The sequence below is a fragment of the Pseudomonadota bacterium genome (assembly GCA_016711215.1).
Lineage (GTDB): Bacteria > Myxococcota_A > Polyangia.
Window position 1 is genome coordinate 116,470 of record JADJTL010000007.1, and the last position, 25,714, is coordinate 142,183.

The 25,714-nt window shown below is 69.6% G+C and carries 19 protein-coding genes and 2 tRNA genes; 12 read left to right on the forward strand and 9 right to left on the reverse strand.

The window, feature by feature from the left end; all coding sequences use genetic code 11:
• Window positions 1-94 precede the first annotated feature (94 nt).
• On the reverse strand, window positions 95-1,033 hold the full coding sequence (locus tag IPL40_15695) for a hypothetical protein (protein MBK8482583.1): 939 nt from the start codon (window positions 1,031-1,033) through the stop codon (window positions 95-97).
• An 817-nt stretch (window positions 1,034-1,850) separates the two neighbouring features.
• Between IPL40_15695 and IPL40_15700 the strand changes: the two genes are divergently transcribed.
• The 4 genes from IPL40_15700 (at window position 1,851) to IPL40_15715 (ending at window position 8,934) form a co-directional block, all read left to right on the forward strand.
• A complete protein-coding gene (locus IPL40_15700; protein MBK8482584.1) occupies window positions 1,851-5,453 on the forward strand; it encodes a hypothetical protein in 3,603 nt (1,200 codons plus the stop codon).
• Between the two features lie 474 nt (window positions 5,454-5,927).
• Window positions 5,928-6,857 carry a methionyl-tRNA formyltransferase gene (locus IPL40_15705; protein MBK8482585.1) on the forward strand — a complete coding sequence of 310 codons (930 nt, stop codon included), beginning with the start codon at window positions 5,928-5,930 and terminating at the stop codon, window positions 6,855-6,857.
• A 26-nt stretch (window positions 6,858-6,883) separates the two neighbouring features.
• Window positions 6,884-8,248 (forward strand): 16S rRNA (cytosine(967)-C(5))-methyltransferase RsmB, encoded by a 1,365-nt coding sequence (gene rsmB / locus IPL40_15710; GenBank protein ID MBK8482586.1) that lies wholly within the window; start codon window positions 6,884-6,886, stop codon window positions 8,246-8,248.
• Window positions 8,248-8,934, forward strand: a complete 687-nt coding sequence (locus IPL40_15715; protein MBK8482587.1) for a ribulose-phosphate 3-epimerase — start codon at window positions 8,248-8,250, stop codon at window positions 8,932-8,934. The genes rsmB and IPL40_15715 overlap by 1 nt, the downstream gene beginning before the upstream one ends.
• Window positions 8,935-9,002: 68 nt before the next feature.
• On the opposite strand, the gene IPL40_15720 is transcribed toward IPL40_15715, so the two are convergent.
• From IPL40_15720 to pilB, 3 genes are all read right to left on the reverse strand, one after another.
• Window positions 9,003-9,076 (reverse strand) — tRNA-Pro (locus IPL40_15720).
• A gap of 187 nt (window positions 9,077-9,263) precedes the next feature.
• Window positions 9,264-10,379: a type IV pilus twitching motility protein PilT gene (locus tag IPL40_15725; protein MBK8482588.1), complete on the reverse strand. Its 1,116-nt coding sequence runs from the start codon at window positions 10,377-10,379 to the stop codon at window positions 9,264-9,266.
• 124 nt (window positions 10,380-10,503) lie between these two features.
• Window positions 10,504-12,195 carry a type IV-A pilus assembly ATPase PilB gene (gene pilB, locus IPL40_15730; GenBank protein ID MBK8482589.1) on the reverse strand — a complete coding sequence of 564 codons (1,692 nt, stop codon included), beginning with the start codon at window positions 12,193-12,195 and terminating at the stop codon, window positions 10,504-10,506.
• A 267-nt stretch (window positions 12,196-12,462) separates the two neighbouring features.
• On the opposite strand from pilB, the gene IPL40_15735 reads away from it, so the two are divergent.
• Entirely contained in the window at window positions 12,463-13,683 is a 1,221-nt protein-coding gene (locus IPL40_15735) for a class I SAM-dependent rRNA methyltransferase (protein ID MBK8482590.1), read from the forward strand.
• A 70-nt stretch (window positions 13,684-13,753) separates the two neighbouring features.
• Here the strand turns inward: IPL40_15735 and IPL40_15740 are convergent, their stop codons facing one another.
• Complete coding sequence (locus tag IPL40_15740; GenBank protein MBK8482591.1) at window positions 13,754-13,999, reverse strand: DNA-directed RNA polymerase subunit omega; 246 nt, start codon at window positions 13,997-13,999, stop codon at window positions 13,754-13,756.
• 398 nt (window positions 14,000-14,397) lie between these two features.
• On the opposite strand from IPL40_15740, the gene IPL40_15745 reads away from it, so the two are divergent.
• Complete coding sequence (locus IPL40_15745; protein ID MBK8482592.1) at window positions 14,398-15,159, forward strand: hypothetical protein; 762 nt, start codon at window positions 14,398-14,400, stop codon at window positions 15,157-15,159.
• Window positions 15,160-15,168: 9 nt separating this feature from the next.
• On the opposite strand, the gene IPL40_15750 is transcribed toward IPL40_15745, so the two are convergent.
• Complete coding sequence (locus tag IPL40_15750) at window positions 15,169-16,929, reverse strand: Hsp70 family protein (protein ID MBK8482593.1); 1,761 nt, start codon at window positions 16,927-16,929, stop codon at window positions 15,169-15,171.
• Window positions 16,930-17,087: 158 nt separating this feature from the next.
• Between IPL40_15750 and IPL40_15755 the strand changes: the two genes are divergently transcribed.
• Window positions 17,088-17,942, forward strand: coding sequence for a DUF429 domain-containing protein (locus IPL40_15755; GenBank protein ID MBK8482594.1), 855 nt, complete (start codon window positions 17,088-17,090; stop codon window positions 17,940-17,942).
• Window positions 17,943-18,028: 86 nt separating this feature from the next.
• On the opposite strand, the gene argF is transcribed toward IPL40_15755, so the two are convergent.
• Entirely contained in the window at window positions 18,029-18,946 is a 918-nt protein-coding gene (gene argF / locus IPL40_15760; GenBank protein MBK8482595.1) for an ornithine carbamoyltransferase, read from the reverse strand.
• A 47-nt stretch (window positions 18,947-18,993) separates the two neighbouring features.
• A tRNA-Leu gene (locus IPL40_15765) sits at window positions 18,994-19,077 on the reverse strand.
• A gap of 223 nt (window positions 19,078-19,300) precedes the next feature.
• Here IPL40_15765 and IPL40_15770 point away from each other — a divergent pair.
• From IPL40_15770 to holA, 4 genes are all read left to right on the forward strand, one after another.
• A complete protein-coding gene (locus IPL40_15770) occupies window positions 19,301-20,170 on the forward strand; it encodes a hypothetical protein (GenBank protein ID MBK8482596.1) in 870 nt (289 codons plus the stop codon).
• 68 nt (window positions 20,171-20,238) lie between these two features.
• Window positions 20,239-21,483, forward strand: coding sequence for a class I SAM-dependent RNA methyltransferase (locus IPL40_15775; protein ID MBK8482597.1), 1,245 nt, complete (start codon window positions 20,239-20,241; stop codon window positions 21,481-21,483).
• Window positions 21,484-21,649: 166 nt separating this feature from the next.
• Window positions 21,650-22,132: a hypothetical protein gene (locus IPL40_15780; GenBank protein MBK8482598.1), complete on the forward strand. Its 483-nt coding sequence runs from the start codon at window positions 21,650-21,652 to the stop codon at window positions 22,130-22,132.
• 59 nt (window positions 22,133-22,191) lie between these two features.
• Window positions 22,192-23,232 (forward strand): DNA polymerase III subunit delta, encoded by a 1,041-nt coding sequence (gene holA, locus IPL40_15785; GenBank protein ID MBK8482599.1) that lies wholly within the window; start codon window positions 22,192-22,194, stop codon window positions 23,230-23,232.
• A 176-nt stretch (window positions 23,233-23,408) separates the two neighbouring features.
• Here the strand turns inward: holA and rpsT are convergent, their stop codons facing one another.
• On the reverse strand, window positions 23,409-23,681 hold the full coding sequence (gene rpsT, locus IPL40_15790) for a 30S ribosomal protein S20 (protein MBK8482600.1): 273 nt from the start codon (window positions 23,679-23,681) through the stop codon (window positions 23,409-23,411).
• A gap of 480 nt (window positions 23,682-24,161) precedes the next feature.
• Here rpsT and murJ point away from each other — a divergent pair, with 480 nt between their 5' ends.
• Window positions 24,162-25,691 carry a murein biosynthesis integral membrane protein MurJ gene (gene murJ, locus IPL40_15795; GenBank protein MBK8482601.1) on the forward strand — a complete coding sequence of 510 codons (1,530 nt, stop codon included), beginning with the start codon at window positions 24,162-24,164 and terminating at the stop codon, window positions 25,689-25,691.
• Window positions 25,692-25,714: the final 23 nt, after the last annotated feature.

Consider the following 25,714-nt stretch of genomic DNA (forward strand, 5'->3'; position numbering starts at 1 on the left):
TCGCACGCCGAGCGCAGCGCTTCGCTCAGCGGTCGCGGGTCGCAATCGACCGGCAGCGCGCCCGAGCCACGGAACGCTGGTCGCCCAGCTCTCCTCATCGCGCGTGGTCGGCGTGCCACGGCCGGTGGACACCGCGGCAGCGCGCCGGCCCTCGCCCGTTGCCGTTCTCGCCCTCCTCTCCCTGTTGTCGCGCCGTCGCTTCGCTTCGGCCCTCGCTCACGACGCTGGCGCGTTCGTCCGCAGCGCAGGGTCGATGGGCTGCGTCAGCGCCCGCTGCAACGCCCGCGTCGGCGCCGGCGGCAGGGTCATCGCCAGCCGCGCCGCCGGCCTGGAGGATGGGCCAAGGCGCGAGGATCAGCGTGCCGTGGACAGCGCAGACCTCATTTCGGGAAGCGCGGTAGATCTCAGTCGTACCGCTGATTTGCGCGCTGATACACGGCCCGGTGGCCGAGAAGTCCTCGGCAGTGAGGGTCCATTCGAGGGGGCTGCCCCAGCTGAGCCACGGGCCCAGCCACGGGTCCAGCCACGGGTCCCGATCGGACGCATGAGACGCGTACCTGAGGGGGTGGAGCAGCGGGTCCACCCGATGCACCGCACCCAGGTAGGGCGCTGCGTCGGAGAGGTCGGCGATGAAGTCGACGGACGAGGTCTCGGCGATATTGACCAGCGCGAGCGCGCCGTCGAGGCGTGCGGTGCGGTAGGCGGGGCCCAGCGCCAATGCCGATCGGGCGTAGGGCTGACCCTCGCAATCCAAGGACAGCGCAATCACCGATCGCAGCGCTCGCCCCGGCGTGAGGTCAATGCGAGAGGCGCTTCGGCTGCATTGATAGAGCACATCGCTGGGGTGCAGTGGGTCCTCGCCACCGCCAGCGCCTGGCTCGGACGGAAAGGCGAGCCCCCCGTCCCCCAACCAGCCAAAAGGCCCCCGTTCGAGTGGGATTTCGCGATAGGACTCGCCGCAGGCGCAAAGCGCTGCGGCCGCGACGGCGATGCCGGCTACGAACGGGTGCATCCCAACGGTTGAGCTCTTCAAGGCGAACCCTCCTCTTGGCGTCTTGATGCGGCTCTGGGGCCGTAGGGGATTAGTGGGGCCGCCCCGGGGCTTCTCATTGCGTCTTTCTTTCTCCACGGGTGAAAGGCGGTCGTTCCCAGCGACTGACACCCCTCGGCGCAAGCTGGCAAGCAAGCCGCGCGCCGGACCGACGGCGACGGCTACGCGCTCTCATCCGCGCGCCTCAAGGTCAGCGCGCGCGAAGTGCCGAGCACTGACCCGCGCGAGGACTCGCTTGCCGGGCCGCGCTAGCGCCCTTGAGCTTCGGTCGCAGCAGCGGAGGATCGGGCAGCGATTGGCGGTCCGCGAAAGGGCGTGACGCTAGGGGTCGGGTCCAACGCCATGAAGTGCGTCGAACGCCTTGGCCGCTGCCGGCGCCCCGCTGCTCAGCATCTGCTCGCCCTGCGCGCACCAGCTCAGCATGCCGAGGCGGGCTGACCCCATCGTGGAGCCATCCGACCCCGCCGCGGGGCGTCTTGGCAGCCCCTTGATCGCTCGCTCCCGTCGGCAGCCAAGGGACTGCGGCCCGAGGTTTGCGTCGCGAAGCCCACCCATCGCAGCACCATGGCCGCGTTTCCGCTTTCGTTGCCCTCGGGACGAGGCTCCACACCTCGCTTGGGCCGCGATTAATCAACGGAGAGGCGATGTGTTTGGCTGTGCGCCGGTACAGGGCATCGCTCCGCGGGTCCACCTCGAGGCTGGTGCGGATCGTGCTTGCGCTGGAAGCACATCCACCGTGGGCCGCGTGCGATGGTGCGAGCTTCTTCCCGATTGAAGCTGCTTGAGAGGGGGCTTCCCCGTGCGATCTGTCGGTTACCACTTCCAGCTGCTTTCGCTGGCCTGTGTTTCAGCGCCGCTGCTTGGCGGCTGTGGTGGACCGGAGGTCGGGCCCGGGCCCTGGACCAAGCCCGTCGATACGGTTAGCCATACGGTTAGCCAATCGTCGACCGCTCCGTGGCGCCAGCCTTATGCCGGCACCAACGCTAGCGGGGACGACGTGGTCGCTCTTTGGCAATTCGACGACGACGCCCCGCTCGCCGATGTGTCGGGCCACGGCCATGCCCTGCAGCTGCGAGGGGAGGGCCGCATCGTCGACGAGGGTCGCTTCGGATCGGGCCTCGCAGGCATTGCAGCGAGCTGCAGCAAGGATCGGCCGCAGGGGGCCCAGGCCGCCCTCGACGCCCGCTTGACCCCCGCCGGCGCGTTCACGCTGGAAGCCTGGTTCGCGCTCGCACCAGGCGCCGACGCTGAAGCGGCCACCACGGCGATGATCCTCGACAACAAGTACTACCACTACGAAAGCCAGCTGCCTGAGGCCAATCACGGCTACGCTTTCTTTCTGGCGCGCGACCGGGAGACTTGGATACCGACCGCCATGCTCGGCTACGGAGCCGACTCGGAGTCATTCCTCGGGTCCGCGAGCAGGCTGGAGCCCGGCACCTGGCATCACCTGGCCTTCAGCTACGATGGCCACGGTGTGGGGCGGTTCTATCTGGACGGCGTCGAAGGCCCGAAGACCAGCCATGCGGGCCGAGCGGCGCTCTCTCCAGCCCGCTACGGCCTCGTCGTCGGTGACCGCGTGGGCAGCTGTTATGTCGGCTTTCCGGGCACTCTGGACCAGGTGCGTGTCAGCCGCCACGCGCTGTCTTTTCACCACGACAGATTGGTCACCAAGGTCGCCGCTGGCCAACGCTCGGTATATCGGCGCATGGAGGGCAACGCTTCGCTGGAGTTCGTGGTGGCGGCGGAGTTCGGAGACCCGTCCCTGGTGTTGACGGAGGTCAAGCTCGAGCTCGCGCTCGGCCCGATTCGGAAGGTCTTCGTTCTTCCTGACCTGACGAGCACGGGCTCGCATTCGCTCAGCGTGCCGATCGACACTTCGCTGCGGCCGGGAAGCTATCAGCTGGCGCTGCGAACCTCCGCGCGCGCCAACGAGCAGTCCGTCAGCGAAGAGATCTCTCACGCGCTGCAGATCGTGGCCCGGCCCTTGGCGGGCGTGATGCCGGTGATCCTTTGGGGCTCGGGTGACCTCGACGCCGTGGCGGAGCTCGGCTTCACCCACAGCTTCGGCCCCGCGCTGGTCGACTACCAGGCTGTCTGGGACGCGGGTGCGCCACAGCCGACCCGCGTCGCCAACGAGACCGCGGTGCTGGACCAGCACCTGGCCAAGGGGATCGGCGTGGTTACCGATCTCAGCCCAGGCTACTGGCTCAACTACACCGCGCCCGAGGCGATCAGGGCGGCTGTGAAGCGGGTCGATAGAGACGGCAGGCCCTACGACGAAGTGGGTGCCAACGCCGCCCTACCCGAGGCCCAGACCTTCGCCTGGAACGTGGGTGCGTCGTTGGCGCAGGGGCAGAGCGCCCATCCCGCGCTGCAGGCGCTCCTGATCAACACCGAGATGGCGGACTCCTCCAGCGTTTCGTTCAGCAAATACGACAAGGATGCCTTCAGTAGGCACGCCGGCTTTCCGATACCGTCCCAGGTGAGCCAGAAGACGGGCGTGCGCTACCAGGACATCGCGGGCTTTCCATCGAACCGCGTGATCGCCGACGAAGACCCGATCCTGACCTTCTACCGCTGGTTCTGGACAGTCGGCGACGGTTGGAACCCGCTGCACTCGCAGGTCGACGCCGGAATCAGGTCGACGGGCACAGAGCTCTTCACTTTCTACGACCCCGCCGTGCGCGCACCCAATATCTGGGGCAGCGGCGGCTCGGTCGATGTCATCTCACAGTGGACCTACACCTATCCCGATCCGCTGAAGATCGCCCAGGCGACGGATGAGCTCTTCGCGATGGCCGAGGGCAGCAGCGGTCAGGGCGTGATGAAGATGACCCAGATCATCTGGTACCGGTCGCAGACGGCGCCGACGCTCCCCGACCGAGCGGAAGACCGCGCGGCATGGGAACAACAGCACCCGGATCCGGAGACCGTGCGCTTCATCACGATCGCACCAGACCAGCTGCGAGAGGCCTTCTGGAGCAAGATATCCCGACCGGTCAGGGGCATCATGTACCATGGCTGGGGCTCACTGGTTCCCGGGCAGACTGGCGCCTACACCTATACGCAGGCGGAAACGCGCGACGTCCTTCGGGAGCTGATACGGGAGGTCGTGGTTCCGCTGGGTCCCACCCTGCTCCAGGTTCCCGCGGCCCCGAGCAGGGTGGCGCTGCTGCAGAGCTTTGCCTCTCAGGTCTTCGCCCAGCGGGGTACCTGGGGCTACAGCAACAGCTGGGAGGCCGACGCGCACCTGGTGCTGCAGTACGCGCAGCTGCAGCCTCGGATCGTCTTCGACCAGTCCATCGTCGACGGCGCGCTCGATTCAGTCGACGTGTTGGTCGCGCCCAATGCGGACGTCTTGACCAGGAGCGTATATTCCAAGATCGTGGCGTTTCGTGCCCGGGGCGGTCTGTTGGTGGCAGATGAGCACCTTTGCCCGGCTCTGACCGCCGATGTCCGCCTTAGGAGCGTGACCCGTAGCGGCAGGGCCGATCAGGATAAGGCGGCGCTGCAGCGGGAGGCGGGGGTCTTGAGAGAAGCGCTGAAAAAGGCCGTCGCGCGCTATGCCGACTCCTCGAACCCAGATGTCGTCGTGCACGCGCGCCGCTATCGGGACGCCGACTATCTGTTCGCGATCAACGATTCCCGTACCTTCGGCGACTACGTCGGCCACCACGGCTTGGTGATGGAGAAGGGGCTCTCGGCCACGGCGACGCTGCGCGTGGCCCGCTCCGGCGGCTACGTCTACGATCTGGTCACGCACTTGGCGCAGCCAGCGAGTGTGGCCGACTCGGCGCTGCAGATCCCGGCGTCGCTCGGGCCCGGCGGGGGCAGACTGCTGATGATCACGCCGTCGAAGATCGATGCCCTTACGATCGCCGCGCCGGCGAAGGTCACCGCCGGAGAGACGCTGACCGTGCAGGTCGCCGTGGTAGACGCCGCGGGCCAACCCATCGAGGCCATCGTGCCGCTTCGGGTGCAGCTCCTCGACCCACAGGGGAGCCCCGCCGAGTTCAGCGGCTACTACGGCGCCAAGGACGGGCGCTTGTCGCTGCCCCTTGACCTGGCGCGCAATGATCCTGCGGGATCGTGGACGCTCCAGGTTCAGGAGCTCGCCAGCGGCAAGGAGGCCCGACGCACCCTCACCGTCGCGCAGGCGCCCGCGGCCGCCGGTGGGCAGACGAGCGTCGACGGTGGGGCGGGGGACGGAGACCCCGAGCGGGGCGCCGGGGGGAACGAGTCCGCGGGTGGATGCGGCGGAGGATGCGCCACGGGCCCTTGCGCCGCGGGGCTGGGAGGGCCAGCGTGGTGGGCTGCGATCATTCTGTCGATCGTGATCGTCTCGCGCAGACGAGAGCGGGTGACTGCGCGCCGAGGCGGTTCCGCACCTCGGCGCTAGCCACCGAACCGGCCCCCGGGGGCCCTCGCAAGACAGAGCGCCGCGAGCCGAGGGGCCCATGCCGAGGGGCCCATGCCGAGGGGGCCGGAGGGTTTTGGCTACGGTTGCCGCGCGGCGGCTAGTGGCGCCGCCGCTGAGGCTTTGCGTGGGCCTTCGACCGCCGAGCCTTCGACCTGGGCGCGCTTCGAACCTGACCCTCCGAGTGGCGAGCATGTCCAACAGGGGCCCCGCTCGGGCCGTTGCGGCCGGGCCTCCGCACCCAGCAGAGGCGGCCGCCATGACGCGCGCCGCGGGCATTGTCCTTGCGGTGGGAGTCGCGGACCCGCCGGGGTCGTCGGAGGCGCTGGATTGCGGCGCTGGATTGCGGCGCTGGATTGCGGCGCTGGATTGCGGCGCTGGATTGCGGCTCGCCGGCATGGCTTGGAGCTGGTAGCGTGTCCGCCGATGGCAGTCTCGCCGCCGAGCCCGGAGCGCTTGCGGGTGGTCTTCATGGGATCGCCCGACTTCGCCGTGCCCTCGCTGCGCGCGCTGGCGGCGCCGCATGAGGTCGCGGCTGTCGTCACGCAGCCGGATCGGCCGCGGGGTCGGGGGCGCGCCCTGGCCGCGCCGGCGGTGAAGCAGGCGGCAGGGCAACTCGGGCTGCCACTGCTCCAGCCACGACGCGTGCGCAGCGCCGAGGCGCTGGCGGCCTTGGCGGCGCTCGAGGCCGACGTCTTCGTGGTCGCGGCCTTCGGCCAGATTCTCTCGCCCGAGCTGCTGGCGCTGCCGCGAGTGGGTTGCATCAATGTGCATGCCTCATTGCTACCGGCCTATCGCGGGGCGGCGCCGATCAACCGGGCCGTACTCAACGGCGAGCCACGGTCCGGCGTGACGATCATGTTGATGGATGAGGGGATCGACACCGGGGCGGTGCTTGCGCGCGAGGCGATCGACCTGCGGCCGGACGAAACGGCCGGCAGCCTCCACGATCGCCTGGCGCCGCTCGGCGCCGACCTTTTGCTGCGAACGCTGACGCCCTGGGCGCAGGGTCTGTTGGCCGCGCAGCCGCAGGACGCGGCCTTGGCCAGCGCCGCGCCGATGCTGCGCAAGGAAGATGGGCGCGTCGACTGGCGGTGCGAGGCGGCGCTCGTCGATCGCCGGGTGCGCGGGATGGATCCCTGGCCGGCTGCTAGCAGCACCCTCGACGGGCGCCCGCTCAAGCTCTATCGCTCTCGGAGTTCAGCCGCACCGCTGACCGCGACGACGCCGGGGCAGATCCTCGCCGTCGACGACCGCGGGGTGCTGGTGGCCTGCGGCGAGGGCGCGATCTGGGTTGGCGAGCTGCAAGCCGCCGGCGGCCGCCGGATGACGCCCAAGGCCTACGCCGCGGGCCATGCCCTGCCCGTTGGCGCCTGTTTCGTCTGATCGCTGCGCGTGGTGGGGTTATTCACTTGTCGCCTCGACTGATCGATGCCCGCGAGCTGGCCCGTCAGGTCCTGCGTCGCGTGCGCCGCGATCAGGCCTACTCGAACCTCGCCCTGGCCGCCGCCTTCGACCGTGCCCCGGCGCTCGGTGCGGCTGATCGCGCGCTGGCCACCGAGCTCGTCTATGGGGTCCTGCGCCAGCAGCGGCGGCTCGACGCGGCGCTCGGCCCGCTGACCCGGCAGCCGGTCGCGCGAATCGACGCCGACGTGCTCGACGTGCTGCGGCTCGCGGTGTACCAGCTCGCGCTGCTCGATCGCATCCCCGACTACGCCGTGGTGGACGCGGCGGTACGCACCGTCAAGACCCTGCGGGGACCGCGACAGGCGGGCTTCGTCAACGCCGTGCTACGTCGGCTCGCGGCGCGCACCGAGCGCTTGCCCGCGCCCGCGGCCGATCCACTCGAGCGGTTGGTCGTCGACGGCTCGCTTCCCGACGCGTTGGCCGACCAATGGGTCGCCGAGCTCGGCCTCGAGGTGGCGGAGCGGCTGGCCCTCAGCTCGCTCGAGCGTCCGCCGCTGGTGCTGCGTATCAACGATCGGCGCGCCTCGCTCGACCGGGTTGAGCAGGCTCTGGCGGCCGAGGGCGCGACGGTGGCTCGCGGTCGCTGGTCACCGCTGGCGCTCTCGATCGAGCACCTCAGCGCGCCCTTCGCCAGCGCCTCCTACCTGGGCGGTCTGTGGACGGCGCAGGATGAGGCCGCACAGCTCGTTGGGTTGGCCGTCGGGGCACGTCCGGGCGAGGCGGTGCTCGATGCCTGCGCGGGTCTGGGCGGCAAGGCGCTGCAGCTCGCTCAGCAGATGACCCGCGCGGATGGCAGCGGCGCGGAGGGCTTGCTCGCCTGCGACGTCAGCGAGCGGAAGCTCGAGCTGCTGCGCGAACATGCGCTGCGACTTGGCCTGCGCTGCGCCACGCGTCGCGTCGATATCACCAGCGCCCAGGACCTTGACGGCGGGGCGATCTTCGACCGGGTGCTCGTCGATGCCCCCTGCAGCGGATTGGGCGTCCTCAGGCGGCATCCCGAGCTGAAGTGGCGCTGGCGCCCCGAGGCGGTGGAGGAGCTGGTCGCGCTGCAACGGGCTTTGCTGCGCGGCGCGGCGCGGCTCTTGCGGCCGGGAGGGCTGTTGGTCTATGCGGTTTGCACCGTCAGCGCCGCCGAGGGACCGCAGCAGCGCCGCTGGGCCGACGCGACGCTGGCGTTCCTCGAGCCCGCGGCGCTGACGGAGGATCCCCTCGCTCGCGTGGCCGACGGTGCCGAGGCCCGGCTCTGGCCGCACGAGCACGGCACTGACGGCTTCTACCTGGCGCGTTGGCGCCGGCGTGAGGGAAGTTGATGAACCAGATTATCCTCGCACCATCGATCCTCTCCGCCGACTTCGGACGGCTTGCCGCGGAGGTCGAGGCGCTCGAGCGCGCTGGCGCCGACTACATCCACGTCGACGTGATGGACGGGCGATTCGTGCCGAATCTGACGATCGGTCCCCCGGTCATCGCGGCCCTTCGACGGGCGACGCGCTTACCCCTCGACGTGCATCTGATGATCGAGCAGCCTGAGCGGCTGCTGACCGAATTCGCCGCTGCGGGCGCGGATGTGTTGACGGTCCATGTCGAGGCCTGTACCCACCTGCACCGCACGCTGCAGCTCATTCGCGGACTCGGAAAGAGGGCAGGGGTGGCGCTCAATCCAGCGACAGCGCTGGAGAGTGTGCGCTGGGTGCTGGACCAGGTCGACCAGGTGCTCTTGATGTCGGTCAACCCGGGTTTTGGCGGGCAGGCCTTCATTCCGGCGACCTTGGGGCGCCTGGTGGAGCTCAAGCGCATGTTGGCGCAGGGCGGCACGCCAGCGGCAGCGACGCCCGATATCGAGGTCGATGGCGGCATCGACGCGGAGAACCTCGCCGAGGTGGTAAGGGCGGGGGCCAACGTGCTGGTCTCCGGCACCGGGGTGCTGCGCACTCCCGACTACCGGGCGACGCTGAGCACGATGCGGCGGCGCGCCGCTGAGGCCCGCGGCGAATAGCAGAGTGCGACGCGCGGAAGAGGTTGCTTGAGGCGAGGAGCCCCAGCCGAGAAACTTGAGACAAGAAGTCGGGGCGAGAGGATTCGAACCTCCGGCCTTTCGGTCCCGAACCGAACGCGCTACCAGACTGCGCTACGCCCCGATACTGAACCGCTCGGTCACTTCAACCGCTCGGTCACTTCAACCGCTCGGTCACTTCAACCGCTCGGTCACTAAACCCGACGGCCGACCAGCCGACGGGTTCTTAGCCTGGGGCCGCGGGTGCTGTCAAGGACGCCCCCGAAGGCTCCAGCGGCGCTGGGCCCCGCTGGGCGCTTGGCGCCGCGCTCTCAGGCGGGGCGCTGCGGCGGCCGGTGCTGGCCCCCAGGCGACGGCCCACCCTTGCCGGCGTTGGCGATGATCGTCGTCAACTCGTCGGGATCGGAGCTGCGCGCGAGGGCGTCCTCCATCGTGATTAGCCGGCGCGCGACGAGGTGTCCGAGCGACTGATTCATCGTCTGCATCTGATACTTCCCCTGCGCGATCTGCATCTGCGAGTAGAGCTGATGGATCTTGTCCTCGCGAATCAGGTTGCGGATCGCCGGCGTGGGGATCAGCACCTCGACGGCCAGCACGCGACCGCCGCCGACCTTCGGCATCAGCGTCTGCGAGACGATGCCCTCCAGGACGAAGCTGAGCTGCGCGCGCACCTGCGACTGTTGGTGCGGCGGGAAGACGTCGATGATGCGGTTGATCGTCTGTGCACAGGAGTTGGTGTGCAGCGTGGCGAAGGCCAGGTGCCCGGTTTCCGCCGTCACCAGGGCGGCCTCGACGGTCTCGAGATCGCGCATCTCGCCGATCATCACGACATCGGGATCTTGGCGCAGGATGTACTTGAGCGCGCGGGTGAAGCTCTTGGTATCCGATCCGACCTCCCGCTGATTGAGGATGCAGCCCTTATGCGGGTGCAGGTACTCGATCGGATCCTCGATCGTCATGATGTGCTCACGGCGCTCCGTGTTGATCCGATCGATCATCGCCGCCAAGGTGGTGGATTTTCCGGAGCCGGTGGGACCGGTAACCAGGACCAGTCCCCGTGGCTTCGCGCAGAGATCGGCGACGACGGGCGGCAAGCCGAGTTGCGAGACGGACATCACCTTGAAGGGGATGATGCGGAAGGCGCCGGCCACGGCTCCCCGCTGCATGAAGACGTTGGCGCGAAAGCGCGCCATGTTCTTGACGCCGAACGAGAGGTCGAGCTCGAGGTTCTCCTCGAACTGGACCTTCTGCGAGTCGGTCAGGATGCTGTAGCAGAGCTGCTTGGTGTCGATCGGCGTCAAGGGCGGCACGCGCAAGGGAACGAGCATGCCGTCGATGCGCAGCTGCGGCGGCGATCCGGTCGTGACGTGGAGGTCCGAGGCCCCCTTGTCGATCATTGCTTTGAGCAATTGATGGAGGCTCGCCATTTCGTCTTCAACCGCCTTGCTGGAGGAAAGCGCGGAGGCGACGACGTCGTCGCGCCCGGCTGATGTTGGAGCCACGAGGGGCCGTTGCGATCGGCGGCGACCAGGCGCCGACCGCAGCGCCCCCTCAATCGGGCGCAGTGACGCGCAAGATCTCCTCCGGGGTGGTCATCCCCTCGCCGATCTTCTTCAGCCCCGACATGCGCAGCGACTGCATCCCGAGGCGAATCGCCTCGATTTTGAGCTCCGCGGTCGGTGCCCCCTGCTGGATCAGCTCGCGCAGCTCGTTGGACATCGTCATCACCTCGTAGAGCGCGACGCGACCCTTGTAGCCGGTGTTGTTGCAGGTGCGGCAGCCGGCGCCCTTCATCAGCTGCACCGACGCTGCCTGCTCCGGCGGCATCCCCATGTCGATCAACACCTGGGGCGTGTTGGGCACCTCGGCCTTGCAGTCGAAGCAGACCTTGCGTGCAAGCCGCTGCGCCAGGATCAGGTTGACGGACGCCGTGACGAGGAAGGGCTCGATGCCCATGTTGAGCATGCGCTGGATCGTCGAGGGCGAGTCGTTGGTGTGGAGGGTGGAGAGCACCAAGTGGCCGGTCAGCGCGGCCTTGACGCCAATCTCGGCGGTCTCGAAGTCGCGAATCTCGCCGACCATGATGATGTCGGGATCCTGACGCAGGAACGAGCGCAGCGCCGTGGCGAAGTTGAGGCCGATGTCATCGTGCATCTGCACCTGGTTGATGCCGGGTAGATTGTACTCGATCGGATCCTCGGCCGTGGAGATGTTGGTCGTCGCCTTGTTGAGATCGGAGAGGGCTGAGTAGAGCGTGGTCGTCTTGCCGGACCCCGTCGGCCCCGTGACGAGGACCATGCCGTAGGGCGAGTGAATCGCGGTGAGAAAGCGGGTCAGGGGCTCGGGGTCGAAGCCGAGCTTGGCCATATCGAGCTGCAGGTTGGCCTTGTCCAGCAAGCGCAGCACGACCTTCTCGCCGAACATCGTCGGCAGGACGGAGACGCGGTAGTCCATCTCGCGGCCCTTGCCGAGCTTGAGCTTGATGCGGCCGTCCTGGGGCAGGCGGCGCTCGGCGATGTCGAGCTGGCTCATGATTTTCAGCCGCGAGACCAGGGCGTTGCGCAGCTTCATCGGCGGGTTCATCTCCTCCTGGAGCACGCCGTCGACGCGGTAGCGCACGCGTAGCTTCTTCTCATAGGGCTCGATATGGATGTCGCTGGCGCCCTTCTTGATCGCGTTGATCAGGATCAGGTTGACCAGCCGGACGACGGGCGCCTCCTCCGAGGCGCGCTCGAGATCGACGACGGCGACGTTCTCGTCACCGTCTTCGCTGAAGTCGATCTCGGTCTCGTCGAAGCCCTCCATCACCTCTTCGTACTTGACGTTCTCGTAGTAGCGGGCGATCGACTCGTCGATCGCGGCCTCGGCCGCGACGACGACGTCGACGTTGTAGCCCGTGAGGAACTTGAGGTCGTCGATCGCGAAGATGTTGGAGGGGTCGGCCATCGCGACGATCAGGGCGCCGCCGGCGCGACTGACCGGGAGGCAGCGATGCTTGAGCGCGACGTCCTTGGGGATCAGCGCAATCACGTCCTGATCGATCTCGAACTCGCCGAGGTTGATCGAGGGGACGCCGTACTGCTTGCTGAGGAAGTTGGTGAGGTCGTTTTCGGCGATGTAGCCCAGTTTGGTCAGGCTATAGCCGAGGCGTCCGCCGGTCTTGGCTGACTCCTTGCGCGCCTCGTCGAGTTCCTTGGGGGAGATGAGGTTTTCGCGGACCAGTAACTCGCCAATGCGGCTCATGCTCTGCCTCAAGTGCCACGAACTCGCAGCGCCGCTGGTCGGGACGGACCGCGCCGAGGCGGCACCGCACCTTCGAGTCCGGCGCAGCGGGGCTCGCGAGGATCGTCAGTGTGGGGCCGATTATAGAAACAAGCAGGCGGCCGACGCAAACAAGGGGCCAGCGCCCCACGGCTTGCGAGGCCGAGCGCTTCTGCCGGCTAGTCGGCGGCGAGCGAAAGGGCTAGCATGCGCGCCATGCAGCGAGGCAGCCCACTGGATAGAAAGCGCGTGTCGAGTCGAGAACCCCAACGGCGCGACCACACCGTGCGCCTGCCGCGCGAGATCGCGGAGCGCGTGGCCGAGGGCCATCCCTGGGTCTTCGATGAGTTTCTGCGCGGTCGGAGGCTCGACGCGCCGCCGGGGACGCCCTTCACGCTGGTCGACGCGATGGGTAACTTCGTGGCGCGCGCCCTCTTCGATCCGAGCGGTCCCCTGGTGCTGCGCGTTTTTTCCCGCGAACCCGAGGCACGGCTCGACGCCGCGGGTGTGCAGCGAGTCATCGATCAGGCGGCGGCCTGGCGCCGCTGTGCGCTCGATGTCAACCCGCGCTCGGCGCTGCGGGTGCTCAATGGCGACAGCGAGGGTCTGCCGGCGATCAACGTCGACCGCTATGGGTCCTATCTGGTGGTGACGAGCTACAGCATCGTCGCCGAGCGCTATGAGCCCTTGCTTTGGGCGGCGTTGCAGCGCTGCTGGGAGCCGGCGGCGATTTACCTGCAGCGGCGGTACCAGCCCATCCCTGCCGGTGCTGCGCGACCGGGCGCCGAGCTGGTCTGGGGCGATGCGGCGCCGCCCGAGGTGGTCGTCGAGGAGGGGCGCGGGCGCTTCGCCGTCGACGTTGGTGCGCCGCGGAGCACGGGCCTCTTCATCGACATGCGCGGCGGGCGCGAGGCGGTGGCGCGTCTGGCCGCAGGGCGCCGAGTGATCAACTGCTTCTCCTACACGGGGGCCTTCTCCGTGGTCGCGGCGCTGCATGGGGCGCGCTCGGTGCTCAGTGTCGACAGCGCGCCGCGCGCGCACGCCGGCGCGCGACGCAACCTGGCGCTCAACGGCGTCGACAGCAGCGCGCCGCCCTATGAGTTCGTTACGGGCGATACCTTTGCCACGCTGGCCCGCTGCGCCGCGCGAAAGCGGAGCTTCGATCTCGTGATCGTCGATCCGCCGACCTTTTCGACCGCCAAGGGTCGCGCCTTCACCGCGTACAAGGACTATGCGGAGCTGGCGGCCGCGGCTGTGGGGGTGATCGAGAGCGGCGGTCTACTGCTGGCGGCGTGCAACGCGACCAAGCTCTCGATCGAGGAGCTCGAGCGAGCGCTTGGCTGGGGGGCGCACGAGGCCGGCCGCAAGCTGATCATCGTGGAGCGCTTGGGTCAACCGGCGGACTACCCGGTGCTGAGCGGGTTTCCCGAGGGGCGCTACCTCAAGTTAGTGCTCGCGCGCGTGGTCTAGGCAGGTTCCGGGGGACGGCGTGGGAGGAGCTCGCGGGCCCCACGTGCGGCCTGCGCGCGTCCACGCTCGCTCACAGTCGGCGGTCGATTCGCTTCATTTCGTCGATGTAGTCGAGGACCACCTGGCGCACGTTTTCGTTGAAGCGCACCTTGCCCGCGGCGATCTCGCGGAGCGCCGTGACTGCCGGCTTGTTCTCGCATTCGATCAGGGGACGCGCCCCTTTGCTCAGCTGGCGGGCGCGCTCGGAGGCCAGCACGACCAGGGCGAAGCGGTTTTCGACATGGGCTAGGCAGTCTTCTACGGTAATGCGGGCCACGCGGGTGCTCTCCGATCGCGAAACACGAGGTAGTCAGGGCCTCGAGGATGGCTCGGGGCCTCGACCTGGGCCGCTGCTCAGCCCGAACAGCTCAGCCCGAACAACGCGGCCCGAACAACGCGGCCCCAATGACGAGGGCAACGCCTGCGAGGGCAACGCCTACGAACGTAAGGCCTACGCACGTAGCCATGAGCCGATAAGCCAACGAGCCGATGCAGCGAATAACCACGAAAGCGGACGGGGTCGGCAAGATCCCGATCGCCGTCCCCCACCGCGCGCGTATTATAGGCAGGTCGGACCAGCTGTCAACGCTGGGAACGAGAGCACCTTGAGCGGGCGCCGCGGTTGCGGGGGCGCCAGGGGGAACGTATCGTGAGCGTACTGTGGACAGCAAGTCGATGCCCCTGAAAGAGAAGATCCGGGTCTGCTGGTCGGACGTCGAGACGGCCTGCGAGCGCAACGCGCCCGGCCTGCACAGCTACCTCGATCGCCAGAGCGGGGCGGTGCTGGTCGTCGTCGACGGGGCGCCGGAGGACGAAGCGACGCGGCGGCGCATCGCCGCAGGCGCCGAGGGATTTTTACAGCTTCAGCCGGCGTCGTCGCGGACGCAGTACGAGTGGATGGATGCGTTCGTCGCCACCGTGGCCGACCAGGCGCTGCGCGACCAATTGTTGATCGCCACCGACGGACGCGGCGCGTTTCGCCGTTTCAAGGACGCGCTGCTCGACCACCCCGCCGAGCGCGAGCGCTGGTTCGCCTGGCGGGGCGCGCTGCTGCACGCGCACATTCGCGCTTGGTTCGCCGAGCAGAGACTCGAGCCGGATCCGCCCTGCCCCTGGGACGACGATCCCCCGCCCTTACCGCCGCCCGCGCTGCGCGACGCCGGGCCCCGGCGTGCGGCAACGGTCAGCGAGCTGAGACAGGGCCTGGCTGCGCTCGTCGAGATCCTGCCGAGTGCCGAGCTGCACGCGGCGCGCGTCTTTCTCGAGTATCTCCGGGACCGGGGCTCGGCCGAGCTCGACGGCGCGCGGGGGCGACTCGACCCGCGCCGGCCATTTCGGCGGCGTGCACCGCAGGCGGCGAGGGGTCTGCCTGACCCGTCCGTCGCGGAGGACCTCGGTGCGGACGACCCGACTGGCGCTGGCGCGACCGGAGGTTGATTCGGGCGGCTAGCTCTGAATCGCGCCGCTGCGCAGCAATGCGGCGTAGATGGCGGCGCCGGTGACGACGGCACGCTCGGGGGGCACGGCGGCCCGTGGTTGCTTGCCAAAGAAGCGGGCGACCGCCTCCCGCACCGCCGGAATGTAGGTGGTGCCGCCCGAGAGGTAGATCGCGTTGAGGTCGCGCGCGCTGACGTCGCTCAGCTCGAGCGCCTGCGTACAGGTCTCGAACGAGCGCTCGACGATCTCCCGCGACAGCTCGGCGAAGCGCGCGCGGGTCACCGTAAACTCCAAGCCGATCGTGCCTTGCTGGCGCAGGGCCACGTCGGGGACGCGGACGACGGTCTCGTCGTGGGTCGAGAGCTCTCGTTTGGCGCGCTCGGCCGCGAAGAGCAGCCGTTGCCATTGCACGGCCTGGTGTCGTAGCTCGATCCGGTGCTGGCGCCAGAAGTCATCGGCCGCCGCCCCCGCCAGCGCGGCGTCGAAGTCGTCGCCACCGAGCCAGGTGTCCCCCGCCGTGGCGACGACGTGCACGTCGGCGGCGCTTGCATCCACAATCGAGAAGTCGAAGGTGCCGCCGCCATAGTCGTAGACCGCGACGAGGCCACGGAAATCCTGGTCGAAACGGTGGGTCAGGGCGGCCGCGGTCGGCTCATCGACAAACTCGCTCACGCGCAGACCGGCGATGCGTGCCGCCTCGCGCAGCGCCTCGTAACGGCACTCGTCGAAGCCCACGGGCGCAGAGAGCACGACCTCGGCGATGGCGTGCCCAAGGAAGGCCTCGGCCGCCTGCTTGAGTCGGTGGATCAAGGTCGCGCAGAGCTGCTCGATGCTGTACGCGGTCCGGTCGACGTGGATCTGGATCTCGCCAGCGGGGCCACGTGCGTGCGGAATGGCCAGGGTGGCGAGGTAGGGTGCCAACGCGCTCTCGTCGTAGAGCCGGCCGAGCAGGCGCTTGGGAGAACCGAGTGCGCGGCGGGGATCCGTCGCCAGGAGCTGCCGGGCGCCGTGGCCGACGATCACGGCTCCGTCCTCGGCGAAGCCGACGACCGAAGGGGAGTCCCAGCCGCCGTCGGGCAGTCGCACGAGGCTGACGGTGCGGCCGACCACCGCTGCGACGCTCGAACGAGAGGTGCCCAGATCGATCGCGACGAGGGGCGCGGCGCGGGCCGCGGGGCGCCCCTGCGGCGGCGCGGGCGTGGCGCGGGGCGCCACAGCCGCTGCGGGCGGGGAGGGTCGTGCGCCTGAGCCACGAGCGGAGGGGCTCGCTGGGCCGCCAGGGTCGGCCTCTGGGGCCGGGAGCGAGCGCTCCGCTGCTTGCGCCTTCGCCTCTGCCGCGTCGCCGCGGCTCGGCGCCGGGGCGCTCGGCGTGGAGTCCGGATAGACGGCGTTGGCCGTCGCCGCGCGCTGGACGAGCTCCTGATAACGGGCGCGATCTAGCTCGGCGACCCCGGAGAGCTCAACCCCGAGGCCCGCCGGACGGTGGGGCGCTGCTGGCAGCGTGTGCCGGACCCGGCCGTGCAGTGAGAGGACGCTGCCGTCGGGTGCTCGCAGACGCAGCTCAACCGCTTCGTCTAGCTGGGCGGCGCGCTCGGTGGGTACGAAGAGCCCAGAACGAGCGATGTTGAGCGAGAAGAGCTGGTGAAAGCGCTCCCAGCTCGAGCACTTGACGTCGATTGCGACGCGGAAGGCGTGGCGTTCCTCGCCGCGCCGCCGGGGCGAGCTTGGCGGTGGCGGTGGCGCCGGTGCGCGATTCCTAGGGTCGGCCATCTCGTCCTCCAAAACGCTGCACCCCGCGCGATTGGGACGGCGCTGGCGTCAGCTGCCTCGCCCCGCGAGGGCAGGGCGCGCTGCGGGAGCGCTGTGGCCGCCTGCAATCCCTGCTAGAGTGCCGCCAGCCGGTCGGTGCGCCGACGGCGAACGATGCCATGCCACCGCGTGACTATGACACTTTTATCGGCGTTGACCTCGGCGGAGGCAAGGGCAAGAACACGGCCGTCGCCGTGCTGGAGCGCGACGGGCTCGTTGCTCGAGCCGGCTTCGTCGGCTTGCGGGATGGAAGTGGGACGCCCTTCTACGATGAGCCGCTCTTGGCCTTCATCCGCCAACGCAAGGCCCGGGCCGTGCTGGCGCTCGACGCTCCGCTCACGCTGCCTGCGTGCCTGCGCTGTCACCGCGACTGCTGCCCAGGACGCGAACAGTGTCCAGACCCGGCCGTGAGCTGGTTGCGCCACGGCGGCGTGGCGGCGCTGCCGTCGGTCATGTCGCCGCCACCCCGCCGTGGCCTAGCCAGCATCGCCGGTGGCAAGCCGTCGACGACGCCATACACGCAGCGCGCTTGCGAGCTCCTGCTCGCGCGTGAGCTGGGCATCGTGCCGCGCGAGACGCTTGGCCAAGGGACGGGGCCGCTGACCGCCCGGGCGTATCACCTGCGGCGCGCGCTCGCCCCCCATTTTGCGCTCGACACCAACTTGATCGAGGTTTGTCCCAAGGCGACGCTGCATGTGCTCTTTGGTGCGCGGCAGGCGGAGCGTTACAAGCGCCACGTCGACACCTGGCGGGCGCGAGCGGAGATGCTCGAGATGCTCGCTGACCGCCTGCGCTTCGAGATCTGGCGCGAGGGGGTGCTGAGCAACGACCACTGCTTCGATGCCCTCGTGGCGGCTTATACGGGCTACCTCTGGGCCGTGGAGGGGTGGGAGGTGCCTGCCGACCGCCTCCCCTTGTCGCGAGAGGATGGATGGATCTGGTGGCCCCCCCCGGCGCAGCCGACCGGGCGTTGAGGCGGGGCGTCGGGTTCCCGGCAGCGCGATCGGTCGCGGCAGGCGCCAGACGAAGCCGCCAGGCGAGTCGCGATCAGGCGAGCCGATCAGGCCATCAGCGCGAGGAGCAGCGCCTTCTGGCTGTGTAGACGGTTTTCGGCCTGGTCGAAGATGATCGAGCGCGGATGATCCGCGACCTCGGAGGTCACCTCCTCGCCACGGTGTGCCGGCAGGCAGTGCATGAAGAGCGCGTCGGAGCCTGCGGCCGCGAAGAGAATGGCGTCGATGCGAAAGGCAGCGAAGTCGCGCAGGCGCGCTTCGCGCTCGCGCTCCTGCCCCATCGAGGTCCAGACGTCGGTGTAGACGACCTGCGCGCCGCGCACGGCCTGATAGGGATCATGGCTCGTGGTGATGCTGGCGCCCGTCGCCGCCGCCTCGGCCTGCGCCTGCGCGAGCGCCGAGGGATTGAGCTCGTAGCCCGGCGGCGTTGCAAGGGTCAGGTCGACGCCCAGCTTGGCGGCGCCCATTGCCAGCGCGTGGGCGACGTTGTTGCCGTCGCCGAGGTAGGTGACGCGGACGCCCGCCAGGCGGCCAAGGCGCTCCTCGATCGTGAAGAAATCGCAGAGGGCCTGGCATGGATGGGTCAGGTCGCTCAGGCCGTTGATCACCGGAACGGTCGCGTTGCGCGCCAGCGTGATCAGATCGCGGTGAGCATGGACGCGGGCCATGATCCCGTCGACGTAGCGCGAAAGGACGGCCGCCGTGTCCTCGATCGACTCGCCGCGGCCAAGCTGGAGGTCCTGCGCCGGCAGGACCAAGGCGTGCCCGCCCAGCTGGCACATGCCGACCTCGAAAGAGACTCGCGTGCGGGTGGAGGCCTTCTGAAAGATCAGCGCCAGCGTCTTGCCGGCTAGGCTCTGGCCGTAGCGCAGCGGCTCGCGCTTGACCGTGTGGGTGAGGTCGAGGAGCTCGCGGACCTCCGCTGGTGGCAGGCTCTGTAGATCCAGCAGGTCTTTGCGCTTCATCGTCGCTCCCGGGCTGACGGCCCGCTGCTGCGGGCGTCCGTTTGGGGTGCCGGAGAAGGGAGTCGAACCCTTACTTGCCAAGGCAAACGGGATTTTGAGTCCCGCGCGTCTACCAGTTTCGCCACTCCGGCGTGGCGCCCATGCGAGCGCGTTCCACTTCGTATCGTCACGCTGCGGCCGAGTCAACGGCGGCCTGAGGCGGGTGCTGGCTCGGCCTCCTCGGGCGCCGCCCTCGCGCCAATCACTGCGCCTTGTGCCTCCAGGTCACTGCCCTATACTCCGGCCATGCTGGACAACCGCCCTCGACGCGATCTCCGCGGGCCGCAGGGCGGCGCTCGTCCAGGCGCCGAGTTGGTGATCCTGGGCTTGGTCGCGTTGCTGGGCGGCGGCGGCTGCTCCCGGGGCGGCGCGGGTAGTGGCTGGGTCGTCGGCTCGCTCTGGGTGGAGAGCTGTCGCGGATCCAAGGCGCTCGGCCCGCTGGAGGACTTCGATCTGGGCGTGGATTCCTTTTTCGGCGATCCGCTGATCGACACCGAGGGGGCTCCGGCTCAGCGTCAAAACCGGCTCGCCGTCCGTCTGCAGCACACCGCAGGGAATATCGAGGAGGTCGATAGCGCGGTGCTTCAGCTCGCGGATACGGTGCAGGCGGCTCAGTCGCTGATGGCGCGCCAGCCGATCCCCTTCAGCGATGAAGCCCTCTGTCCCGGCTGCACCGACATCAATACCGCGCTCCGTCTCAGGCTCAATCTCTTCGTGCGTTGTCCGGAGAATCGCGCAGCCTTGACCGCGGGCAGCTTCGCGCTCGAGGAGCGTCCAACGACGGGAACGGCGCGTGAGGCCACCTGCCTGCTGCCCGCCGCCAGGCCAGCGCCGGCGCCTTGTCCAACGCTCGGGGAGACGGAGCTCGCGAGGCTCGACCACCTCTGCCTTGGGGCATTCGACGACCGCAGCGCCCGGGCGGAGATCGAGGCGGTCTTGGGGACGCAGGGTGCCTGCCTCTACCTGTGCCAGCTCGGCCGCCTGCACACCGAGCAAGGCGAGCAGGCGAGCGCTCCTGGGAACTTCTCCGTCGGGTTCGACGACACCGTGGCTGCGATTTTCTCCACGGCGCTGGTCGACGCGCGCGCGGTGCGCTTGAACCGCTGCGCGCAGGCCAGTGGACGGCTGGTGGGCATGTTTCGCTTCGATGTGGCGCGCAGCCGCCTCGCGCAGCCCTTTCCGTGAGCGCGCCACCACGCGGTCGGCAGCAGAGGGCTCGGCGAGCGCTGCCGACGGGAGAAAAGCCGCCAGAGGTGTCGCTGCGACTCGCGTCCCTCGCCTTCGGCGGTGCGGCCGTCGGCCGGTGGGAGGGCCGCGCGGTCTTCGTGCCCTTTGGCGCGCCCGGCGATCTCGCGCGGGTCCGCGTGCACGGGCAGCATGCGCGCTGGGCGCGTGCCGAGCTGCTCGAGGTCGTGGAGCCCGGTCCCGCGCGCCGCGCGCCGCCCTGTCGCCTGGCAGGGCATTGCGGCGGTTGCCAGTGGCAGCACGTGGATTACTCTGCGCAGCTCGCGGCGAAGCAGTCAATCGTGAGTGCCGCCCTCCGTCACGTCGCGCCGGTGCCGATCGACCTCCTAGCGGCGCCCGCCGAGCTGCACTACAGGCGGCGGGTGCGCCTGCATTGGCAGCGGGGGCCGAATGGACTCCGTCTCGGATTTCGCGCGTGGCGCAGTCGTGAGCTGGTCGACGTGGAGACCTGCCCGCTGCTCGTGCCGGAGCTCGGTCGGGCGCTGGGGCGCCTGCGTTCGCTGCTGGCACGGGGTCGGGCCGCGTGCGGCACCTTGGCGCTCCTCGCCGGAGCCGCGCAGGACGTTCACTTCAGTCTGCGCGTCGAGCGCGGCCCGGTGCCGCCGGGCGACGCCTGCCTGGGCGGGGGCGTCGTCGGAGGCGTCGTCAGCGAGGACGGTGGTGCCGAGCGCAGCTATGGCCAGCCCGACGTCATCCTCGATCGACGCGGCCTGCGCGCGAGCGCGGCTTGCTTTGCCCAGGCCAACGCACGCCAGAACGATGCGCTCGTTGGCCACCTGCGCGCCCTCCTCGCCGCGGATTCGAGTGGCCGAATGCTGGAGCTCTATGCCGGCAGCGGCAACCTGACGGCTGTCCTCGGTGAGCGCCCCGGTTCGCTGCTCGCTGTCGAGAGCGAGCCACGTGCCGTGGCCCTGTTGCAGCGCAACCGTGCGCTGATCAGCGCCGAACTGGAGGTGCGCGAGCAGCCTGCCGCCGCAGCCGTCAGCGCGCTGCTGGCGCAGCAGGCGAAGTTCCCGCTGATCGTGCTCGATCCCCCGCGTGAAGGGGCACGCGAGCTCGTCGATGCGCTGGCGCAGCTCGGCGGCAAGCGCATCGTCTACGTTTCGTGCGACCCGATGACGCTGGCGCGAGACCTCGCGGGCCTAGCGCGGCGAGGCTACCGCACGACGAGCGTCCTTGCGCTCGACACCCTGCCGCAGACGCACCATTTTGAGATGGTGGCGGCGCTCGAGCGTACGCCCTGCGCCCACTGACGGACGCCTCGCGTCGAGCCCTGCGCGCCCGCGCAAGGGCACGGAGCCCGCGCGGGGCTGGCGGCGGCAGACCTCGGGTCACCGCGGCAACCTTGCTGGGACCTTGCTGGGACCTTGGTCGCGCGGTAGGAGTGTTGCCGTGGCGCGACCGCGCGAACGAGCTGCAGTGGAGTGCAAGGTTTCCCGGCGGCGGTGGTTCACCCTGGTCGTGCTGGGCTGGGTCTGTCTCGCGCGCTCGGTCGGCGCCGATCCGCTCGATCTCGAGCCGGCCGGCGTGGCGGCGTGGAGCGTGGCGCCCGCGACCGCTGCTGCTGCCTTTGATCGTGAAGGCGAATGGCGCGAGTGGTATCGCGCCCGCGTGCAGTGGCGGCAGGGCGTTCGCCAGCTGAGGCTGGACCGCGCGCGCAATCGCCGCATTGCGTTGCTCCTGCGCCAGCGCGGAGCGTCGCTCCGCGGCACCTTGTCAGGTCAGCGGCTGGACGCGGGAAGTCGGCGGCTTTCGGCCGAGAGCGGGGGATCCTGGGTCACGGGTGGCGTCGGCCAGCGGCCCACCCGCGGGCCCTCGTCCGGCCGTGGTCGCAGCGGATCGGCCCCGGCCGCGAGCGATGCCGAGGTGCCGATCGAGCTGTTACGGCGCCCGTCGAAGTAGGGGCGCGATGCCTGCCTCCGTCGCGCTGATGATGCGGGCGAGGCCTGGGGAGCGGAGCGATGGCTGCTGCAGGTGACGCGTATACGACCTTGCTGCGCGATCTGGCCGCCGGTAAGCGCGCGGCGGTCTATTACCTCTGCGGTGAGCCTTATCCGCGCGACCACCTCGCCGACGCGTTGCGCCGGTCGGTCGTCGGTGGGGCGCTCGAGGGCTTCAACTTCGACGCGCTGCGGGCCAAGGAGGCCGGCGTGTCAGGCATCATGGCAGCCGTGCGCACGGTGCCGATGTTGGGCGGGCAGCGCCTGGTCCAGGTCCGCGAGGCCGACGCGCTGACGGCGGAAGATCTCGCCCAGTTGATTCCCTACCTCGAGAACCCGTCGCCCTTTGCGGTGCTCTTGCTGCTCGCAGACAAGGCGGATCTGCGGGCCAAGTTCTTTCTGGCGCTGAAGAAGCACGGGGTCTTGCAGCGCTTCGAGCCCTTGCGCGAGCGGCAGGCGGCCTCCTGGGTGGCGGCGGAGGCGCGGCGGACCGGTGTGCGCTTGGAGGCGGACGCCGCTGACCGTCTCGCCTCGGCCGTCGGCACGGATATGGGTCAGCTCGCCAGCGCGCTCGAGCGAGTGGCGCTCTACGTCGGTGACGCCGCCGCGCTTAGCGCCGACGATGTCGAGGAGGTCCTCGCGGATACGCGCCAGCGCTCGATTTTCGAGCTGACCAATGCGGTCGGGCACGGCCGGCGCCGTGAGGCCCTGGCTGTCTTGAGGCAGCTCCTCTTGTCGCGGGAGTCGGGCGTGCGGATCGTGGCGATGCTGGCCCGCCATTTACGGCAGGTCTGGTCGGTCAAGGAACTCGCGGCGAGCGGGGGGCCTGCCCACGCGGGCCTCGCGGCGCAGGCCGGCGTGCCCCCCTTCGCCGTAGCAGATCTCGAGCGCCAGGCCCAACGGCTGGCGCTTCCCCGGCTGGCCCAGATGCACGAGGCGCTGCGAGAGGCGGATCGGGCGCTGAAGTCGAGCCGCCTGCCCGAAGCCGTCGCGCTGGAGCAGCTCGTCCTGCGGCTCTGCCCACCCTCAGCCGCGGCGCAGCGCGTGGATAGCCGCACCTAGCCTGACTCAGACCACCGGTGGCGGCGCTCAGCGCTGCGCTGGATTGGACGTGCTCAGCGGCTGCCCCGGCGCCGACGTGCAGCCGACACGCAGCCGGATGGGCGGCGCGGTCGCGACTGACGCGAGATCCGAGCGCCCCTGCAGACAGCACGCGGCGGCGCGCGCAGAGCAGGGCGTTACTGCGTGGCGGGGAGGCGGTTGAATGCGCAGGTGAGGCGCGACACGAGGCGGGCAGCGCGCTGCCGCGGAATGATGCCCTTCTGAGCGCAGCGATCGATCAGCGGTAGAGCGGCGTTGAGGGCTGCTTGCGCCTCCGGCCGATCGCCCGTGCCCATGGCTAAACGTAGCCGCTTGATGTGGGTGCGCATCGAGGTCCTGAAGTGGCGGTGGTGGGCCTGCAGCTTGAGGCGCTGCCGGTTGCGTTTTTCCGCCTGCGGATGATTGGCCACTGCGTCTTCTCCCCTATCTCGTCCCGTGCTAAGAACCCGGCTGCCTTCGGCTGGCCGCGCTAGCGAGAAGCCCGGGAGCCGCCGAGCGGCGCACGCGGGATGCGAGCGCGAGCGCGCGAACGGAGGTGTCTCTAGCACCGCCGTTGACAGGGTGTCAAGCAAGGTGCCATGGCCCGCCTAGAACTGCCGGTGACCCGGATGCCGTCCGATACGCCCTCTGACATGCCCTTTGCTGGGCCCTTTGCTGGGCTTTCTGCTGGGCCCTCTGCTGGGCCCAAGAGCGGCCGGCCGGCGCTGGCCGACGCAGCTAGCGTAGCCGACGCAGCCAACGTAGCCGACGCAGCCAACGTAGCCGACGCAGCCAACGTAGCCGACGCAGCCAACGTAGCCGACGCACCCGACGCACCCGACGCAGGTGGACCCGCGGCCGGCGGGCGCCGGGGCCCATCTCTGGCGCGCGCGGCGGGGCTGGTCGGGGTCTTGACCTTGGCGAGCCGGATCCTCGGCCTGCTGCGCGACGCGGTGATCGCCGCTTACTTCCGCCGAGGCGCCACCGATGCGTTCTTCGTCGCCTTCACGATCCCCAACGTCCTGCGACGTCTGCTCGCCGAGGGGGCCTTGACGGTCGCCTTCATCCCCGTGTTGACCGAGTGCCGGCAGCGGCGCGGCGAGGCGGCGGCGCGGGAGCTGCTGGCCGCGACGCTCGGCGCCGCGCTCGTCGTCTGGATCGGCGTCTGCTTGCTCGGCATCGTCTTCGCGCCGCTGGTCGTACAGCTCTTCGCCTACGGCTTCAACGACGACCCACCCAAGCTCGCGCTCGCCGTGCTGCTGACCCGCCTGATGTTCCCCTTTCTGCTGAGTGTTGGCCTGGTCGCGCTGGCGATGGGCGCGCTGAATGCCGACGGCGACTTCGCCGCTCCGGCGGTCGCCCCCGCAGTGCTCAACCTGGTGATCATCGCGGCGATCCTCACGCTGGCACCGTGGAGCGCGTGGCTCGGTTGGCCGCCGATCGCCACCGCCGCCGTCGGCGTGCTGGTCGGCGGGGTGCTGCAGGCTGCCGTGCAGCTGCCCTCGCTGCGCCGGCGCGGCTTGTTGGTGCGGCCGACGCTCGGCTTCGGCAACCCGGAGGTGCGGCGCATCGGCGCGTTGATGGTGCCCTCGATCTTCGGCCTCGCGGTCTACCAGCTCAACGTGATCCTGATGCGGCAGTTCGCCTCGTTCCTGCCCGAGGGTGTGATGAGCGCAATCTACTACGCTCAGCGTTTGATCGAGTTCCCGCTGGGCATCTTCGCGGTCGCCGTGGCCACCGTGACCATGCCCGGCTTCTCAGCGCAGGCCAGCGCGGGTGAGTTCGAGCGGCTCAAGCGCAGCTTCAACGAGTCGCTGCGGCTCGTGCTCTTCGTGATGTTGCCGGCGAGCAGCGGCTTGGTGGCCTTGGCGCTGCCCCTGACGGCGGTGCTCTTTCAGCGCGGGGCCTTCACCCATGCAATGGCGCACGAGACCGCGTCGATGTTGGTGGCCTTCTCCGCCGGGATGTGGGCGGCCGGCGGCGTGCGCCAAACCGTGCCGGTGTTCTTTGCCCTGCAGGACACGCGAACGCCGGTCGTGGTGTCGTTGCTGTCGCTGCTGATCTTCGTTGCGGCCGCGCTTGGCTTGCGCGGCACGTTCGCCGGACCCGGTCTGGCGCTGGCGGTGGCGATCTCGTCGGTGGTGAACTTCGCGCTGCTGCTGCTCGCCTTGCGGCGACGGCTTGGTCGGCTCGAGCTGCGCACGCTCAGCGGCTCGATGATCCGGGGCCTGCTCGCCTCCGCCGGATCGGCCGCGGCCGCGGCGGCCCTCGCGCGCCTCGGTCGGTGGGAGGAGGGCAGTCACCTCTGGCTCAACCACGCCGTGTTGCTGGCCGCGGTGCTGGTCGGTGCGCTGGTCTTCTTCGTGCTGGCCGTGCTGCTGCGCTGCCCTGAGCTGCAGCAGATCGTCGCCGTGCTTCGGCGCCGGCGCGCGCGGCGCTAGGCAGCGAGGGGGCAACGGGGCGC

What these genes read in the sequence shown, in the direction of transcription:
- IPL40_15715 (MBK8482587.1), top strand. Translation starts at nt 8,248, where the DNA reads ATGAACCAGATTATCCTCGCACCATCGATCCTCTCCGCCGACTTCGGA.
- IPL40_15725 (MBK8482588.1), bottom strand. Translation starts at nt 10,379, where the DNA reads ATGGCGAGCCTCCATCAATTGCTCAAAGCAATGATCGACAAGGGGGCC.
- pilB (MBK8482589.1), bottom strand. Translation starts at nt 12,195, where the DNA reads ATGAGCCGCATTGGCGAGTTACTGGTCCGCGAAAACCTCATCTCCCCC.
- IPL40_15745 (MBK8482592.1), top strand. Translation starts at nt 14,398, where the DNA reads ATGCCCCTGAAAGAGAAGATCCGGGTCTGCTGGTCGGACGTCGAGACG.
- IPL40_15750 (MBK8482593.1), bottom strand. Translation starts at nt 16,929, where the DNA reads ATGGCCGACCCTAGGAATCGCGCACCGGCGCCACCGCCACCGCCAAGC.
- IPL40_15755 (MBK8482594.1), top strand. Translation starts at nt 17,088, where the DNA reads ATGCCACCGCGTGACTATGACACTTTTATCGGCGTTGACCTCGGCGGA.
- argF (MBK8482595.1), bottom strand. Translation starts at nt 18,946, where the DNA reads ATGAAGCGCAAAGACCTGCTGGATCTACAGAGCCTGCCACCAGCGGAG.
- holA (MBK8482599.1), top strand. Translation starts at nt 22,192, where the DNA reads ATGGCTGCTGCAGGTGACGCGTATACGACCTTGCTGCGCGATCTGGCC.